A 14,702-nucleotide genomic window follows, 5' to 3' on the forward strand; every position below is an offset into this window, starting at 1 on the left:
GATGACCCAAGACTCGAAATTCCACCACGGTGACGTGTCGACTGATGCCAAGCCGATCATCGAGATGATCGATATCGAGAAGCACTTCGGCAACATCATCGCGCTGGCGGGTGTCAGCTTTGACGTGAAGCCCGGCGAATGCCATTGCCTGCTTGGTGACAACGGCGCCGGCAAGTCGACCTTCATCAAGACGATGTCCGGCGTGCACAAACCGACCCACGGCACGATCACCATCGACGGCAAGCCGATGAACTTCTCCAGTCCACGTGACGCGATGGAGGCCGGGATCGCCACGGTGTTCCAGGATCTCGCGATGATCCCGCTGATGTCGGTCACCCGCAACTTCTTCATGGGGCGCGAGCCGACCATCGGGCGCGGCCCGACCAAGCGGATGGACGTGCAGAAGATGAACGAGACGGTGGTGGAGGAGATGCGCAAGATGGGCATCAACCTGCGCGGCCCCGACCAGGCGGTCGGCACGCTCTCGGGCGGCGAGCGCCAGACCGTGGCCATCGCCCGCGCTGTCTATTTCGGGGCCCGCGTGCTGATTCTCGACGAGCCGACCTCGGCGCTCGGCGTGCGCCAGACCTCGAATGTGCTGGCCACCATTGACCGGGTGCGCAAGCAGGGCGTCGGCGTGGTCTTCATCAGCCACAACGTGCGCCATGCGCTGGCAGTGGGCGACCGCTTCACCGTACTGAACCGCGGCAAGACGCTCGGCACCGCGAAGCGCGGCGAGATCACGCCCGAAGCGCTTCAGGACCTGATGGCGGGCGGCCAGGAGTTGGCTCAACTCGAAGGGTCGCTGGAGGGCACCGTCTGATGGCCAAGGATCTCGATCTCATCACCATCGGCCGGTCCTCGGTGGACCTTTACGGCGCGCAGGTGGGCGGGCGGCTGGAGGACATGCGGTCCTTCGAGAAGTATCTCGGCGGCAGCCCGACCAACATGGCCGCCGGGACCGCGCGGCTGGGGCTCAGATCGGCGTTGCTCACCAAGGTCGGCGACGAACATATGGGGCGGTTCATCCGCGAGCAGCTTGAACGTGAGGGGGTCGACGTGTCGGGCGTGCTGACCGACCCCGAGCGGCTGACCGCGTTGGTGCTGCTGGGCATCCGCGACGAGGACAGCTTTCCGCTGATCTTCTACCGCGAGAACTGCGCCGACATGGCGCTGTCGGAGGAGGATGTCGACGAGGGGCTGATCGCCCGGGCCCGCGCCGTCGTCGCCACCGGCACGCATCTGAGCCATCCGCGCACGGAAAAGGCAGTATTGAAGGCGCTGGAACTCGCTCGCAAGCACGGTGCCAAGACCGCGCTCGACATCGACTACCGCCCGAACCTGTGGGGCGTGGCGGGCCATGGCGAAGGCGAGAGCCGCTTCGTCGAGAGCGAGACCGTCACCGCCAAGCTGCAATCGACGCTGCATCGCTTCGACCTGATCGTCGGCACCGAAGAGGAGTTCCACATCGCCGGCGGCTCGACCGATACGATTCAGGCGCTGCGCGCGGTACGGGCGGTCTCGGATGCCACCTTGGTCTGCAAGCGCGGTGCGGACGGTGCGGTCGCCTTCGAGGGTGAGATTCCCGAAAGCCTCGACGCGGGGCAGACGGGCCCCGGTTTTCCGATCGAGGTGTTCAACGTGCTCGGCGCGGGCGACGGCTTCATGTCGGGGCTCTTGAAGGGCTGGCTCGACGGCGAGGCGTGGCCACGCGCACTGGAATACGCCAATGCCTGCGGCGCCTTCGCAGTGAGCCGGCATGGCTGTACCCCGGCCTATCCTTCGCTGAAGGAACTGGAGTTCTTCCTCGCGCGCGGCGTGAAGGAGAAGGCGTTGCGCAAGGATACCCAGCTCGAGCAGATCCACTGGTCGACCAACCGGACCGGCGATTGGCCCGAAATGCGGATCTTCGCTTTCGACCACCGGATGCAGCTCGAGGATCTGACGGGCGCGACACCTGAGAAGATCGGGCGGTTCAAGGAGCTGTGCCTCGATGCCTGCGAGGCCGTGGCGCAGGGGCGGCCGGGCTACGGCCTTTTGTGCGACAACCGGCTGGGCCGCACGGCGCTGCACCGTGCGGCGGGGCAGGGGCTGTGGATCGGCCGACCGGTCGAATGGCCCGGATCGCGGCCCCTCGAGCTGGAGCCCGAGCTCGGCCCCGATTTCGGGGGCTTGTCGGAATGGCCCGCCGAGCACGTGGTGAAGTGCCTTTGCTTCTATCACCCCGACGACGACGCCGAAACGTGCGCGGCGCAAGAGGCGACGGTGACGCGGCTGTTCCACGCCGCCCGGCGCAACCGGCTTGAATTCCTGCTCGAGGTGATCCCGTCGAAGGTCGCGCCGGTGGGCGACGACACCACGGCCCGGATCATCCGCCGTTTCTACGAGATCGGCGTCTACCCGGACTGGTGGAAGCTCGAGCCGATGACCTCGGATACGGGATGGCAAGCGGCCTGCGACGCGATTCAAGAAAACGACCCGCACACCCGCGGCATCGTCGTGCTGGGCCTCGCCTCGGGCGAGGAAGCGCTGGCCAAGAGCTTCCGCTCCGCCGCACGCTTCCCATTGGTAAAAGGCTTCGCCGTTGGCCGCACGATCTTCGGCGCGGCGGCCGAGGCCTGGATGGCGGGGCGCATGGACGATGCCGAGGCGCTGCGCGACATGAAGGACAGGTATGCCCGGCTCTGCGCCCTGTGGGACGCGGCACGGGCGCAGAGGGAGGATGCGGCATGACGACGATCCGGCTCACCGCCGCCCAAGCGATGGTGAAGTATCTCGCAGCGCAGCTGAACGAGGCGGGCGAACCCTTTCTCGCCGGGATATGGGCGATCTTCGGCCACGGCAACGTGGCCGGGATCGGCGAGGCGCTGCATGCCGAGCGCGAGCGCTTCCAGACCTGGCGCGGCCATAACGAGCAGACAATGTGCCACGCCGCCATAGCCTATGCCAAGCAGTCGGGACGCAGGCGCGCGATGGCCGTCACCTCGTCGATCGGGCCAGGGGCGACCAACATGGTCACCGCCGCGGCGCTGGCGCATGTGAACCGGCTGCCGCTGCTGCTGATCCCCGGCGACGTCTTTGCGAACCGCGGTCCCGATCCGGTCTTGCAGCAGATCGAGGATTTCGAGGACGGCACCGTGTCGGTGAACGACTGCTTCCGCCCCGTGACCCGTTACTTCGATCGCATCACCCGGCCCGAACAGCTGCTGACCGCGCTGCCGCGTGCCTTCCGGGTGATGACCGATCCGGCGGAATGCGGCCCTGTCTGCCTGTCCTTCTGCCAGGACGTGCAGGCCGAAGCTTACGACTGGCCCGAGCGCTTCTTCGCGCCGAAGGTCTGGCGCACCCGCCGACCGCAGCCGGACCCGGTCGAGCTCGACGCGGTGACGGAGATGCTGAAGGGCGCGAGGCGCCCGGTGATCGTCGCCGGTGGCGGCGTGCATTACGCGGGCGCGGCCGAGGCGCTCGCCGCCTTCACCGAGGCGCACCGCATCCCCGTGGTCGAGAGCCAGGCCGGCAAGTCGGCGCTGCCCTGGGACCATGCGCTGAACTTCGGCCCCGTGGGCGTCACCGGCGCGGCCTCGGCCAACGCGGTCTGCGCCACAGCCGATCTCGTCCTCGGCGTCGGCACGAGGTTCCAGGATTTCACCACCGGTTCATGGACAGTGTTCCAGAACCCGGCGCGGCAGCTCGTCTCGCTCAACGTCGCGGCCTACGACGCCATGAAGCACGGGGCGGAGCCCTTGTGCTGCGACGCGCTGGCAGGGCTCGAGGCGCTCACCCGTAAGCTTGGCGACCACGTCTTCGCGGCGCCGGATGCGTCGCTCAAGAAAGAATGGTTCGCGGCCGTCGACCCACTTACCGATGCCCCGCAGGGCAACGATACCTTGCCTACCGACCAGCAGGTCATCGGCGCGGTGCAACGGGCCTCGGGGCCGGACACCGTAGTGATGTGCGCCGCCGGTACCATGCCGGGCGAGCTGCACAAGCTGTGGAAGGCGCCGCGGCCCGGGGCCTATCACATGGAATACGGCTTCTCTTGCATGGGCTACGAGATCGCCGGCGCGATTGGCATCAAGATGGCCGAGCCCGGTCGCGACGTGGTCTGCATGGTCGGCGACGGCTCCTACATGATGGCCAATTCCGAGCTGGCGACGGCGGCGATGCTGGGCCTCGACCTGACCGTGGTGATTACCGACAACCGTGGCTACGGCTGCATCAACCGGCTCCAGATCGGCACCGGCGGGGCGGAGTTCAACAACATGCTCGACCACTCGCATCACGTGAACCCGTCGAAGATCGACTTCGCCGCACACGCGGCGTCAATGGGGGCGAAGGCGGTGCATGTCGGCTCGATCCATGAGCTCGAGGAAGCTCTTACACGTCGTGAGACGGGCCAGGAGCCTTTCGTAGTGGTGATCGACACCGACCCCTATCCCTCGACCCCCGATGGCGGCCACTGGTGGGACGTCGCCGTTCCCGAGGTCTCGCAGCGCCCGCAGGTGCGCGAGAAGCGCCAGGCCTACGAGGCGCAGATCCGGGCCCGCACGCTCAATTGAGCCCGGAGCGCCGGGGCCGCGCGCGGATGCCTCCCGCCGCGCGCGGCCGTCTCCCTTCACTTTCCCAATCGAAAGACAGACAAGATGAGCGTCCGGATCGGCATTTCCCCCATCGCTTGGCAGAACGACGACCTGCCCGACCTCACCGCCGCCTTCACCATGGAGCAGGCGCTGCGCGAGGCGCGCGAGATCGGTTACACTGGCATCGAGCGTGGCCGCCGCATGCCCTCGGGCACCGAGGAGCTACGCCGCTACCTCGACGGCCACGGGCTCGCGCTCTGCGGCGGCTGGTGCTCTGGCAACCTTCTGGTCAACGACGTCGAGACCGAGAAGGCCGCCATCGCCGGGCAGGTGGAGCAGTTCGCCGCGCTCGGCGCGCCCTGTCTGGTCTATGCCGAGTGCTCGAACACCGTGCAAGGCGACCGTGCCACGCCGGTGAATGCCCGGCCCAAGCTCTCGCGCGACGAGCTGACGGGCTACGCGCGCAAGCTGACAGAGCTGGCCAAGTGGATGGGCGACAAGGGGCTGCCCCTAACCTATCACCACCACATGGGCGCGATCGTCGAGGACGCGGACGATATCGACTGGCTGATGGAGGGCTCGGGGCCGGAGGTCGGGCTGCTCTACGACACCGGGCACCTGGTCTTCGGCGGCGGCGATCCGATGGCCGTTCTCGACCGCTGGGGCGACCGGATTGGCCATGTCCACTACAAGGACCTGCGCGCCGAGGTGGCGCGCAAGGCACGGGCCGAGGCGTGGTCGTTCCTCGACGCGGTGGTGGCGGGAGCCTTCACCGTGCCCGGTGACCCGGACGGCTCGATCGACTTCGCCGCTGTGACCGACCGGCTGGCATCGATGGGGTATGACGGCTGGATCGTGGTCGAGGCCGAGCAGGACCCGGGCAAGGTCGGGCCCTATGACGCGTCGAAGCTCGGCTACGACAAGATCCGCGACCTCTGCGCGCGGGCTGGGCTGACCGTCGAAGACCGGGTACCGGCGCCGCAGGGCTGAAACCGGTCCAGGGCCCGGCGGGCCTGCGCCCTGACGCGCATGGCCGCCCCGGCCGCCGCAAGGGCCATGACATGCATGACGACAAGGACGAAACCTCATGACCAGCCAGCTGCAACGCAAGCCCTTCGGCACCCGTGGCGAGGTGCACCGGATCACGCCCGAGAGCGCCGGTTGGCGCTATGTCGGCTTTTCGCTGCATAGGCTGCGCGCAGGCGACCGGGTCGAGGACGTCACCGGCGACCGCGAGGTGATCCTCGTCATGGTCGAGGGCCGCGCCCGGATCGCGGGCGCGGGCCGCGACTGGGGCGAGCTCGGCGAGCGGATGAACGTGTTCGAAAAGACCCCGCCGCATTGCCTCTATCTGCCGAGCGACAGCGACTGGACCGCGGGGGCCACCACCGACTGCACTATCGCGGTCTGCTCGGCACCCGGCAAGGGCGGCCACGCGGCGCGGCGCATCGGTCCGGACGGCATCACCCTCACCGAGCGGGGAAAGGGCACGAACACGCGCCATATCAACAACATCGCGATGGAGCACGAGGACTACGCCGACAGTTTGCTGGTCACCGAGGTGTTCACTCCGGTCGGGCACTGGTCGTCCTACCCGAGCCACCGCCACGACGAGGACGACTTCCCGCGCATCACCTATCTCGAGGAGACCTACTACCACCGCCTGAACCCGGCCTCGGGCTTCGGCGTGCAGCGGGTCTACACCGATGACGGCTCGCTCGACGAGACCATGGCGGTGAAGGACCACGACGTAGTGCTGGTGCCGCGTGGGCATCACCCCTGCGGCGCGCCCTATGGCTTCGAGATGTACTACCTCAACGTCATGGCTGGCCCTCGCCGCAACTGGCGCTTCGTGCCGGCCCCCGAGGTCGAGTGGATCATGGAGCGCGACGGGTAACGGTTCAGCCGCGCCATAGGGGTGGGTATCGTATATAGGTCTTCGCAAGCGGATGGGCCGAGCCTCTTTTCGAAGCGGTGCATGCGTTCTTCAGGGGGCTTTCCTTGCGCGCCAAGCGCAAGACGGCCTGCCGGCCTGCGCCACAAGGCCGGCAGGCCCATGTCGTGCTGAGCGCGATGAAACATGCCTGACAGCGTGACCGGTATCGACTGCCCGAGGTGGGGGCGTCTCGCAGCGTATCGCACCGGAAGATCTTGGGGCCGGTTCCGGGTAGCGCGTCGACGAAGCAGCGAGAGGCGACATCCTGGCCTTCGCGGCGGTCTCGGTCGGCGGCCGCGACGCACCAGGAGCCGCGAAGAACGCGGCGAGCGAATGTCCGCCCTTGATGCGCTGCTCGAAGCTGTGCGTTGCACCCATGGCCGACCGGCTTGGCAAGAGCTTTCGCCTTCAGGACATGCATGGACCAAGACCGTGTCGTCGGCCGCAACCATGGAGGCATTACGCGCAGCGTGAACGCGAGCGACCGACGGCACGTATACCCTACCTCTTTGATCAACTTATTAGTTGACTAAATATATCGGGATTATTACGGGGCTGGCATTCGCCATTTTTGAGGCCGTTTTCATGACCCTTCGTCCCGTCCTCGGCGCCACCGCGCTGAGCCTCTTCGCCGCCAGCCTCGTGCAAGCCGATCCGATCACCCTGACCGACATCGCCGGTCGCGAGGTCACGGTGGATGCGCCGGTGGACCGCGTGATCCTGGGCGAGGGGCGGCAGGTCTTCTTCGCCGCCGTGCTGGACGGCGAGAACCCGTTCGAGCGCGTGGTCGGCTGGCGCGACGATTTCCGAGAGGCTTCGCCCGAGAGCTACGCGGCCTATGCCGAGAAATTCCCCGAGCTGGCCGATATCCCGACCTTCGGCGGCTTCAAGGACGGCACTTTCGACATCGAGCAGGCGGTGGCGCTGGAACCGGACGTCCTGATCATGAACCTCGAGGCGCAAGCCGCCACAGAGGAAGCCGGTTACGAGGAGAAGCTCGCCAAGCTCGGCATCCCGATCGTCTATGTCGACTTCCGCGAGCAGCCCTTCGAGCACACGCCCCGCTCGATGGAGATCATCGGCCAGCTCTTCGGCGAGGAGGACCGCGCCGCCACGTTCAACGCCTTCTACGCCGAGCAGATGGCGCGGGTGACCGACGTGATCGAGGCGCAGGCCGATCTCGACCGGCCGCTGACTTTCGTCGAGCGCGCCGCGGGGTATTCGGAGGAGTGCTGCATGTCCTTCGGCGACGGCAATTTCGGCCGCTTCGTCGAGCTGGCCGGTGGCGAGAACATGGCCAGCCCCTTCATCGCCGGCACCTTCGGCATGGTCAACGCCGAGCAGGTCATCGCCTCCGACCCAGAGGTGATCATCGCGACGGGGGGCAACTGGGAGGCCTACGTGCCCGGCGGCGCCTGGATCGGGGTCGGCCCCGGCTCTGACGCGGCCGAAGCGCGCGCCAAGCTGGCCGCGCTGATGGAGCGCCCGGCCTTCACCGGCGTCGAGGCCGTCGAGAGCGGCCGGGTCCACGCGATCTGGCACCAGTTCTACAACAGCCCCTACAGCTTCGTGGCGGTGCAGCAGCTGGCGAAATGGCTGCATCCCGAGCTGTTCGCCGATCTCGACCCGGAAGGGACGCTGGAGGAGCTGCATGCGCGGTTCCTGCCGGTGGACTACCAGCCCGGCTACTGGGTCTCGCTGCGCGGCGACGCGACGAACTGACACCATGGGCGGCCGGAAGGCCGCCCCACACGCGAGGTTCGCCATGTCCGCCGTGACGACCAACTCCACCTCCCATGCGCTCGACTATCGCGCCGGCGTCGCGCGACGACTGGCGATCCTGCTCAGTCTCACGGGACTGCTCGTGCTGTCGGTCGCGGTCGACGTCTCGCTCGGCCCGGCGCGCTACCCGCTGGGAGACGTCTTCCGGACCATCTTCGCGCCGGGCGCGGCGGAGTTGCAGATGCGGGTCGTGATCTGGGACATCCGGATGCCGATGGCGCTTCTGGCCGTGACCGTGGGGGCCAGCCTGTCGCTCGCCGGGGCGCAGATGCAGACCATCCTCGCCAACCCGCTGGCCAGCCCCTTCACGTTGGGCCTCTCGGCGGCGGCCAGCTTCGGCGCGGCGATGGCGATGGTGCTGGGCGTGGCGCTGTTCCCGGCCGCGGTCGAGCTGATGGTGCCGCTCAACGCCTTTGCCATGGCCATGGCGGCGTCGCTGCTGATCTTCGGCCTGTCGACGCTGCGCGGGGTCACGGTGGAAACCATCGTGCTGCTGGGCATCGCGCTGGTCTTCACCTTCAACGCGGCGCTGGCCCTGATGCAGTATTTCGCCTCCGAGCAGGCACTCGCCGCGGTGGTGTTCTGGACCATGGGCAGCCTGACCAAGGCGACCTGGGGCAAGGTGGCCGTCACCGCCGCGATCCTGCTGGTCTGCACGCCGCTCTTCGCCCGCCGGGCCTGGGCCCTGACGGCGATCCGGCTGGGCGAAACCCGGGCGGCGGCGATGGGCGTGCCGGTGCGGCGGTTGCGCCTGGAGGCCCTGCTTCTCGTGTCCTTGCTGGCGGCCGTGCCCGTCGCCTTCGTCGGCACCATCGGCTTCATCGGTATCGTCGGGCCGCATGTGGCCCGGCTGCTGCTCGGCGAGGACCAACGTTTCTTCTTGCCGGGTGCGATGCTGTCGGGGGCGGTGATCCTCTCGGCGACCTCGGTGCTGTCCAAGGCGATCCTGCCCGGCGCGGTCCTACCGATCGGCATCATCACCGCGCTGGTCGGTGTGCCCTTCTTCGCGGCCCTGATCCTGACGAAGGGCCGCAAGTCATGGTGAGTCTGGCACTGGAGGGGGTCGAGGCGCGCTACGGCCGCAAGCAGATCCTGACGGACGCCTCGACACCGGAGATCGAGGGCGGCATGCTGACCGCTCTGGTCGGCGCCAACGCTGCCGGCAAGTCCACACTGTTTCGCCGCATCGCCGGTCAGCTGCGCGGGGCGGGACGGGTGCGCCTGTCCGGGGCCGAGGCGGGCGATCTGCGCTACATGCCACAGGATACGGCGATGAGCGCCGCGCTGACGGTCTACGAGTCCATCATCCTCGCCCTGAAGCAGGGCACGGGCGGCTGGCGCTTGTCCCCGCGCGAGCTGGCGGCAGTCGATGCGGTGCTGCACCGCTTCGGCATCGACCACCTCGCGCAGCGACAGCTGCCCGAGCTGTCCGGCGGGCAGAGGCAGTCGGTGTCGATCGCGCAGACGCTGGTGACGCGGCCGAAGCTGGTCCTGATGGACGAGCCGACCTCCGCCCTCGACCTCTACCGCCAATACGAGGTTCTCGAGGCACTGCGTCGCTATGCCGAAGAGACCGGGGCGGTGGTGATCCTGGCGCTGCACGACCTGAACCAGGTGATGCGCGCCTGCACGACGACCCTGGCGCTGGCCGAGGGGCGCATCCTTGCGACCGGACCTACGCTGGAGGTTCTGACCCCGGCCCTCATTCGCAGACTCTACGGGATCGACAGCCGGGTCGAACGCTGCTCGCGCGGCTGTCCGATGATGATCGTCGACGGCCCGGCGCCCCACCCCCCCGGGCAACAGGTAGGAACCTGACGGCGAAAGGGGGCTGCCTGCCATTGGTCGGCGGGTCGGTGGTAGTGGGGTGGCGCGAGGCATGGAGGTCCGCTTTGCGAATGCCGCCCTGCGGTAAGGCGATCGGTCGAATGTCTGTTTTGGGCCGCAAGCGGCCAAAGCGGGTAAAGGCAGGACGCGATTCTTCGCTACGTGCTACATCAAGCCCAGATAAGCAGGACGCATCGGCACAACCTAAAGGTTGTAGACTAATCAACCGCCGTCAGGCAGAACTTGCCAATGAAAACCGGCCACGCTCAAACTTCTGGCAATAGGAAGACGCTAAATCCACGATCTGACGCCCCCGCTCGCCTCGGTCATCGCCATGGATGACCTCCAACGCCACTTTTACCGACTGCACTTCCGCACGGCATTCCTCGAACGAAAGGGAGCAGCGTTCGAAGACCTGTTCTCACGGATCATGGCACACGCTCATCCGGGCGATTTCGAACCGGTTCGGCCTTATGGCAAGTTGGGCGATCTCAAATGTGACGGCTACCGCGCGAGTGACAAGACCGTGTATCAGTGCTACGGCCCCAGCACGCCGACCCTTGACAAGTTGCTCGCCAAGATGAGGCGCGACTTCGAGGGAGCCGTCGAGCACTGGGCGGATCGCATGGAGCGATGGTCCCTTGTGCATAATGCGGATGGCGGGCTTCCGGCTCCGGCGACCCAACTCCTCGCAGACTTCCGGCAATCCCACCCCAATCTCGACCTCGGTGAAACAGGCTATGCCGAGTTGTTCGACACTGCGATGGGCTTGGCGGTGCCGAAGCTGGAAGACCTGTTTGGCTCAGTGCCATCGCAACGCACACTGGCGGCTCTTGACTTCGAGGCGCTGCGCCCCGTCGTTACCTCGATCCAACGCATGAACCCGGGCGGTGATCCCCCGCTCCTCGCGCCCTCATCCTCTAAGCTCGCTGCCAACGATCTGTCCGAAGACACGGCTGGGATGCTACGCTTGGGTCGAAGGCGCGAACCGCTTGTAGAGGCTTTCCTCGATCGGTATCCCGATCCGAGCTTCGGCGAGGAGATCGCCCAGGGGTTCCGCGATCGCTATGGTGTCCTAAAAGACGAAGGACGGCCCCCGGAGGCGATCTTCATGGCGTTGCAGGACTTTGCGGGCGGCATGTCCGGCACACCGGCACGGCAAGCGGCGGTGTTGGCGGTGCTGTCCTATTTCTTCGAGAGGTGTGACATCTTCGAAGACCAGGCCAAAGGGGCCATCTGTGCATGATCCTGCCCACGAAGCATATCCGCCCTGAGCGGGCGCTGTTGACGATTGGCGCAGAAATCCTCGCAGCTTTGCGCGGTCCCATGACGGTGTCGCGGGTCTGGGACGAGGTGCGTCGTAGGCGGGGCGTGGCGGCGGAGCCCGCGCCGATCGCCTACGACTGGTTCGTCCTTGCGCTCGACCTGCTCTTCGCGATGAAGGCGGTGGAGTTCGAGGACGGACTACTCCGAAAGGGCACGGAATGATACACGGCGTCACCAGTGACCTGCCGAGCTTTAAGGCGATCACGTTCCAGCCGGGGCTGAACGTGCTCGTCGCTGAGAAGAGTGCCGGTGCTGACGATCGTCATTCCCGCAACGGGGCAGGCAAGACGAGCTTCGTGGAACTGATCCACTTCCTCTTTGGGGGTAAGGCGAAGCCTGACAGCATCTTCCGGTCAGATGCGTTAGCCGAGGCCACGTTCGAGGCGCAGATCGATCTCGGCGGGCGTACCGTCTCGGTTGCTCGGTCAGGATCGAAGTCGAGCCGCGTCCGGGTGCTGGGCGCGGCGGAGCAATGGCCTATCCCGCCCGTCTTCGACGACAAGACCGGTGACCTCGTTCTGTCGAACGAGAATTGGAAGTCGAATCTCGGCACACTCTTGTTTGGGCTGCCCGTCGATCCCGACCCACATCGGCGTTTTGCGCCGACGTTCCGGTCCCTATTTTCCTACTTCGCCCGGCGGCAGGGCAGCGGCGGCTTTGCGCGGCCGACGCAGCAGTCAGGGCAGCAGCAGATTTGGGATCAGCAAGTAGCGGTATCCTACCTCCTTGGTCTCGACGCAGGCATCGCGCAGGAGTTTCAGGAGACCCGCGCTCAAGAGAAAGCGATGGCCGAGTTGCGGAAGGCGGCCAAGCAAGGCGACTTGGGGCGTTTCTACGGCAACGCTGCCGATTTCCGCACCCGTCTCGCTGTGGCGCAGACGCGGGCCCGTCAGCTCCGGAGGCAGGTCGAAACCTTCAACGTCGTCCCCGAGTTCGCGGAGATGGAGCGAGAGGCGACCGAGATCACGCTGGCGATAACTGCCCTTAACAACGAAAACTTGATCGACCGTGAGTTGATCGAGCAGCTCACGGTGTCGCTTTCCGACGAGCGCCCGCCCGCGGCCGAGGACGTCGGACGGCTCTATGCTGAGGCCGGAGTCGTGTTGCCTGGCACTGTGGGGCGGCGCTTCGAGGAGGTCGCGCAGTTCCACGCGGCGATCATCCGCAACCGGCGAGCACATCTGTCGAGCGAGATCGAGGCGGCCGAGGCGCGGATCGTCGCACGCGACGGCGAGCGCGTTAAGCTGGACCGCCGCCGCGGACAACTGATGGGAATCTTGCGGTCCGGGGGGGCTCTCGAACATTACAACAGGCTGCAAGAGGAGGTCGGTCGCGCGGAGGCGAACGTCGAGACCCTTCGCCAGCAGCTCAACACGGCCGAGCGGATCGAAAGCACCAAGGTGCAGTTGGAGATCGAGCGCGCGCGCCTACTTCAGGCGTTGCAGAACGACCTCCATGAGCGCGATGCGGTCGTCGAAGAGGCGATCCTGCTGTTTGAAGAGTTGTCGAACGCGCTCTATGAACGCGCGGGAAGCCTGACGATCGCGCCCACTCCGAATGGTCCTATCTTTGAGGTAAAGATCGACTCCCACCGGAGTAAGGGAATCAGCAACATGCAGATTTTCTGCTTCGACATGATGCTGGCTACGCTCGCGACCCGCAGGGGCCTCGGGCCGGGGTTCCTGATTCATGACAGCCATCTCTTCGACGGAGTGGACACGCGCCAAGTGGCAAAGGCGTTGCAACTTGGAGCCGATCAAGCCGAAGCGCAGGGGTTCCAATACCTTGTGACCATGAACTCCGACGTCTTGCCAGAAGAGGGGTTCCGCAAAGGATTTGACATCCGTGCGTTCGTAAACCCCACTGTCCTCACCGACGAACTGGAGACAGGCGGGCTGTTCGGAGTTCACTTCGAGTAAGCAATCGCTTCTGGGTATGAGAGGAACAGGCTCGACAGCTGCGATGTAAGTCACAGATGCTGAAATTCATGAGCCGTGCCGCAACTAATAATCTGAACCCAAAACGAACTTAGCTGCACCAATACAGAATGATAGCTGAGGGCCGCGTAACGATCTTGGATGTCCTCTGTCATGGATGTTCAGGATTGCCTGCTTTGTACACCAAAATTTTCAAGCTGCCTAAAATCAGCTTCGCCGGCCCGGGTAAGTATATTCTCAATGAAGGGCCCGCTGGACCCAGGAATGCTGGGATGGCCCAAGTGGGTGAGATCCCCGTTCACTTCAATGCGGTGAAACTCCCAAAGAAGTAAGCTGTAATCGTGAAGCCAACTGATGGCCATGAAAAGCCACTCCGATTCTTCAGGGGTTGTGTCTTTCAATGTGTCGAGCGGCACAACTCGGCGCATCAGTTCAACAAAATCTGCGTCGCTGATATTGCGGCCATCTTTTACGATCTTGGCGAACTCAAAAAGGTCAAGTTTTCTGTCTGAAATGCAGTGCAATGGGAGTGTCATGGCATTTCCTCACGGTTAACGAATTTCACGCTTCTCTGCTTGGTATTATTGAAAACAGCGATGCGGACGCCGGACAGCCGTAGATCGTGGCATAGGGAAGAAAGCTCTTCGATAGAACTGTCCCATGAGCTTGGCACCACGAGGATGGAAGGTGCTCGGCCGGACGCACGTAGTCCCGCCATTGCTAAAGTTTCGATGAGATACCGGCGATGTCGCGTGCTGCGGTGTGCCTTACACTCGACGGTGGCTACAGTGCGCCCGTTCCGAAGGACGGAAAAATCCGATGGAACGAGACTGTCGGTTCCGGTGCGGACAACCTCAACGTCGTGACCCAGCTCGAGTGTCTGGGGGTGCTCCTTTAGGAACGTGAAGACTTCCTCTTCAAAATTGATCGCTCGCTTCATCCGCGCGTGACCTGCGACATGGCGTCCATGCTCTTGTTCAGCTCGCCGGAGGGCGATGTCGAGTTGCCTCGTCGAGATTCCGCCCAAAAAAAACTTTGGCGCGAGTTCCTTGGATAACTCCTTGGAAATAATCGAGATTTGGGACGACTTGAGGACGCCCCTCATCGAAATCTTCAGCTCGTCAGCTTCGAGAGCTTTGGGGGCGTTCACCTTCATCCAAGCTACTGCTGTGAGAGGGTTCCTAAGGCTCGCCGCCTCGACGCCCCGCAGCTGGGCCACGTGGGTGAGCAATTGGTCTGTGGTCTGCCCCCACTGAAGTGCTCCGCCCACTGAGATAGATTTATCTCGTCAGGAGGAGGACGAAGCGATGGGTG

The 14,702-nt window shown here is 65.2% G+C and carries 13 protein-coding genes; 11 read left to right on the forward strand and 2 right to left on the reverse strand.

The annotated features are described in order from the left end of the window. Position 1: 1 nt before the first annotated feature. The 11 genes from O4G76_RS17855 (at position 2) to O4G76_RS17905 (ending at position 13,370) form a co-directional block, all read left to right on the forward strand. A complete protein-coding gene (locus O4G76_RS17855) occupies positions 2-823 on the forward strand; it encodes an ATP-binding cassette domain-containing protein (protein WP_269398597.1) in 822 nt (273 codons plus the stop codon). Then, a complete protein-coding gene (gene iolC / locus O4G76_RS17860; RefSeq protein ID WP_269398598.1) occupies positions 823-2,733 on the forward strand; it encodes a 5-dehydro-2-deoxygluconokinase in 1,911 nt (636 codons plus the stop codon). Before O4G76_RS17855 ends, iolC begins: the two co-directional genes overlap by 1 nt. After that, positions 2,730-4,559, forward strand: coding sequence for a 3D-(3,5/4)-trihydroxycyclohexane-1,2-dione acylhydrolase (decyclizing) (iolD, locus tag O4G76_RS17865; protein ID WP_269398599.1), 1,830 nt, complete (start codon positions 2,730-2,732; stop codon positions 4,557-4,559). Before iolC ends, iolD begins: the two co-directional genes overlap by 4 nt. Positions 4,560-4,643: 84 nt before the next feature. Then, positions 4,644-5,570 (forward strand): myo-inosose-2 dehydratase, encoded by a 927-nt coding sequence (gene iolE, locus O4G76_RS17870; protein WP_269398600.1) that lies wholly within the window; start codon positions 4,644-4,646, stop codon positions 5,568-5,570. 97 nt (positions 5,571-5,667) lie between these two features. Continuing rightward, positions 5,668-6,477 carry a 5-deoxy-glucuronate isomerase gene (iolB, locus tag O4G76_RS17875; RefSeq protein ID WP_269398601.1) on the forward strand — a complete coding sequence of 270 codons (810 nt, stop codon included), beginning with the start codon at positions 5,668-5,670 and terminating at the stop codon, positions 6,475-6,477. A 624-nt stretch (positions 6,478-7,101) separates the two neighbouring features. Beyond that, positions 7,102-8,238 (forward strand): ABC transporter substrate-binding protein, encoded by a 1,137-nt coding sequence (locus tag O4G76_RS17880; protein ID WP_269398602.1) that lies wholly within the window; start codon positions 7,102-7,104, stop codon positions 8,236-8,238. Positions 8,239-8,281: 43 nt separating this feature from the next. Beyond that, the gene (locus O4G76_RS17885; RefSeq protein ID WP_269398603.1) at positions 8,282-9,343 is read left to right on the forward strand and encodes an iron ABC transporter permease; all 1,062 of its coding nucleotides are present in this window, start codon (positions 8,282-8,284) and stop codon (positions 9,341-9,343) included. Beyond that, positions 9,337-10,116 carry an ABC transporter ATP-binding protein gene (locus O4G76_RS17890; RefSeq protein ID WP_269398604.1) on the forward strand — a complete coding sequence of 260 codons (780 nt, stop codon included), beginning with the start codon at positions 9,337-9,339 and terminating at the stop codon, positions 10,114-10,116. The genes O4G76_RS17885 and O4G76_RS17890 overlap by 7 nt, the downstream gene beginning before the upstream one ends. 343 nt (positions 10,117-10,459) lie before the next feature. Beyond that, complete coding sequence (locus O4G76_RS17895; RefSeq protein WP_269398605.1) at positions 10,460-11,371, forward strand: ABC-three component system protein; 912 nt, start codon at positions 10,460-10,462, stop codon at positions 11,369-11,371. Next, on the forward strand, positions 11,368-11,613 hold the full coding sequence (locus O4G76_RS17900; RefSeq protein ID WP_269398606.1) for an ABC-three component system middle component 6: 246 nt from the start codon (positions 11,368-11,370) through the stop codon (positions 11,611-11,613). The genes O4G76_RS17895 and O4G76_RS17900 overlap by 4 nt, the downstream gene beginning before the upstream one ends. Then, positions 11,610-13,370, forward strand: coding sequence for an ABC-three component system protein (locus O4G76_RS17905; protein ID WP_269398607.1), 1,761 nt, complete (start codon positions 11,610-11,612; stop codon positions 13,368-13,370). The genes O4G76_RS17900 and O4G76_RS17905 overlap by 4 nt, the downstream gene beginning before the upstream one ends. 179 nt (positions 13,371-13,549) lie before the next feature. Here the strand turns inward: O4G76_RS17905 and O4G76_RS17910 are convergent, their stop codons facing one another. Both O4G76_RS17910 and O4G76_RS17915 read right to left on the reverse strand, forming a co-directional pair. Next, positions 13,550-13,924, reverse strand: coding sequence for a hypothetical protein (locus O4G76_RS17910; protein ID WP_269398608.1), 375 nt, complete (start codon positions 13,922-13,924; stop codon positions 13,550-13,552). Then, positions 13,921-14,607 carry a hypothetical protein gene (locus O4G76_RS17915; RefSeq protein WP_269398609.1) on the reverse strand — a complete coding sequence of 229 codons (687 nt, stop codon included), beginning with the start codon at positions 14,605-14,607 and terminating at the stop codon, positions 13,921-13,923. Before O4G76_RS17915 ends, O4G76_RS17910 begins: the two co-directional genes overlap by 4 nt. Positions 14,608-14,702: the final 95 nt, after the last annotated feature.

This window comes from Limimaricola sp. G21655-S1 (assembly GCF_027213785.1).
Taxonomy (GTDB): Bacteria; Pseudomonadota; Alphaproteobacteria; order Rhodobacterales; family Rhodobacteraceae; genus Limimaricola.

Bases quoted from the DNA above. Each gene is read 5' to 3' on its own strand.
- O4G76_RS17855 (WP_269398597.1), top strand. From the start codon at position 2: ATGACCCAAGACTCGAAATTCCACCACGGTGACGTGTCGACTGATGCC.
- iolC (WP_269398598.1), top strand. From the start codon at position 823: ATGGCCAAGGATCTCGATCTCATCACCATCGGCCGGTCCTCGGTGGAC.
- iolD (WP_269398599.1), top strand. From the start codon at position 2,730: ATGACGACGATCCGGCTCACCGCCGCCCAAGCGATGGTGAAGTATCTC.
- iolE (WP_269398600.1), top strand. From the start codon at position 4,644: ATGAGCGTCCGGATCGGCATTTCCCCCATCGCTTGGCAGAACGACGAC.
- iolB (WP_269398601.1), top strand. From the start codon at position 5,668: ATGACCAGCCAGCTGCAACGCAAGCCCTTCGGCACCCGTGGCGAGGTG.
- O4G76_RS17880 (WP_269398602.1), top strand. From the start codon at position 7,102: ATGACCCTTCGTCCCGTCCTCGGCGCCACCGCGCTGAGCCTCTTCGCC.
- O4G76_RS17885 (WP_269398603.1), top strand. From the start codon at position 8,282: ATGTCCGCCGTGACGACCAACTCCACCTCCCATGCGCTCGACTATCGC.
- O4G76_RS17890 (WP_269398604.1), top strand. From the start codon at position 9,337: ATGGTGAGTCTGGCACTGGAGGGGGTCGAGGCGCGCTACGGCCGCAAG.
- O4G76_RS17895 (WP_269398605.1), top strand. From the start codon at position 10,460: ATGGATGACCTCCAACGCCACTTTTACCGACTGCACTTCCGCACGGCA.
- O4G76_RS17900 (WP_269398606.1), top strand. From the start codon at position 11,368: ATGATCCTGCCCACGAAGCATATCCGCCCTGAGCGGGCGCTGTTGACG.
- O4G76_RS17905 (WP_269398607.1), top strand. From the start codon at position 11,610: ATGATACACGGCGTCACCAGTGACCTGCCGAGCTTTAAGGCGATCACG.
- O4G76_RS17910 (WP_269398608.1), bottom strand. From the start codon at position 13,924: ATGACACTCCCATTGCACTGCATTTCAGACAGAAAACTTGACCTTTTT.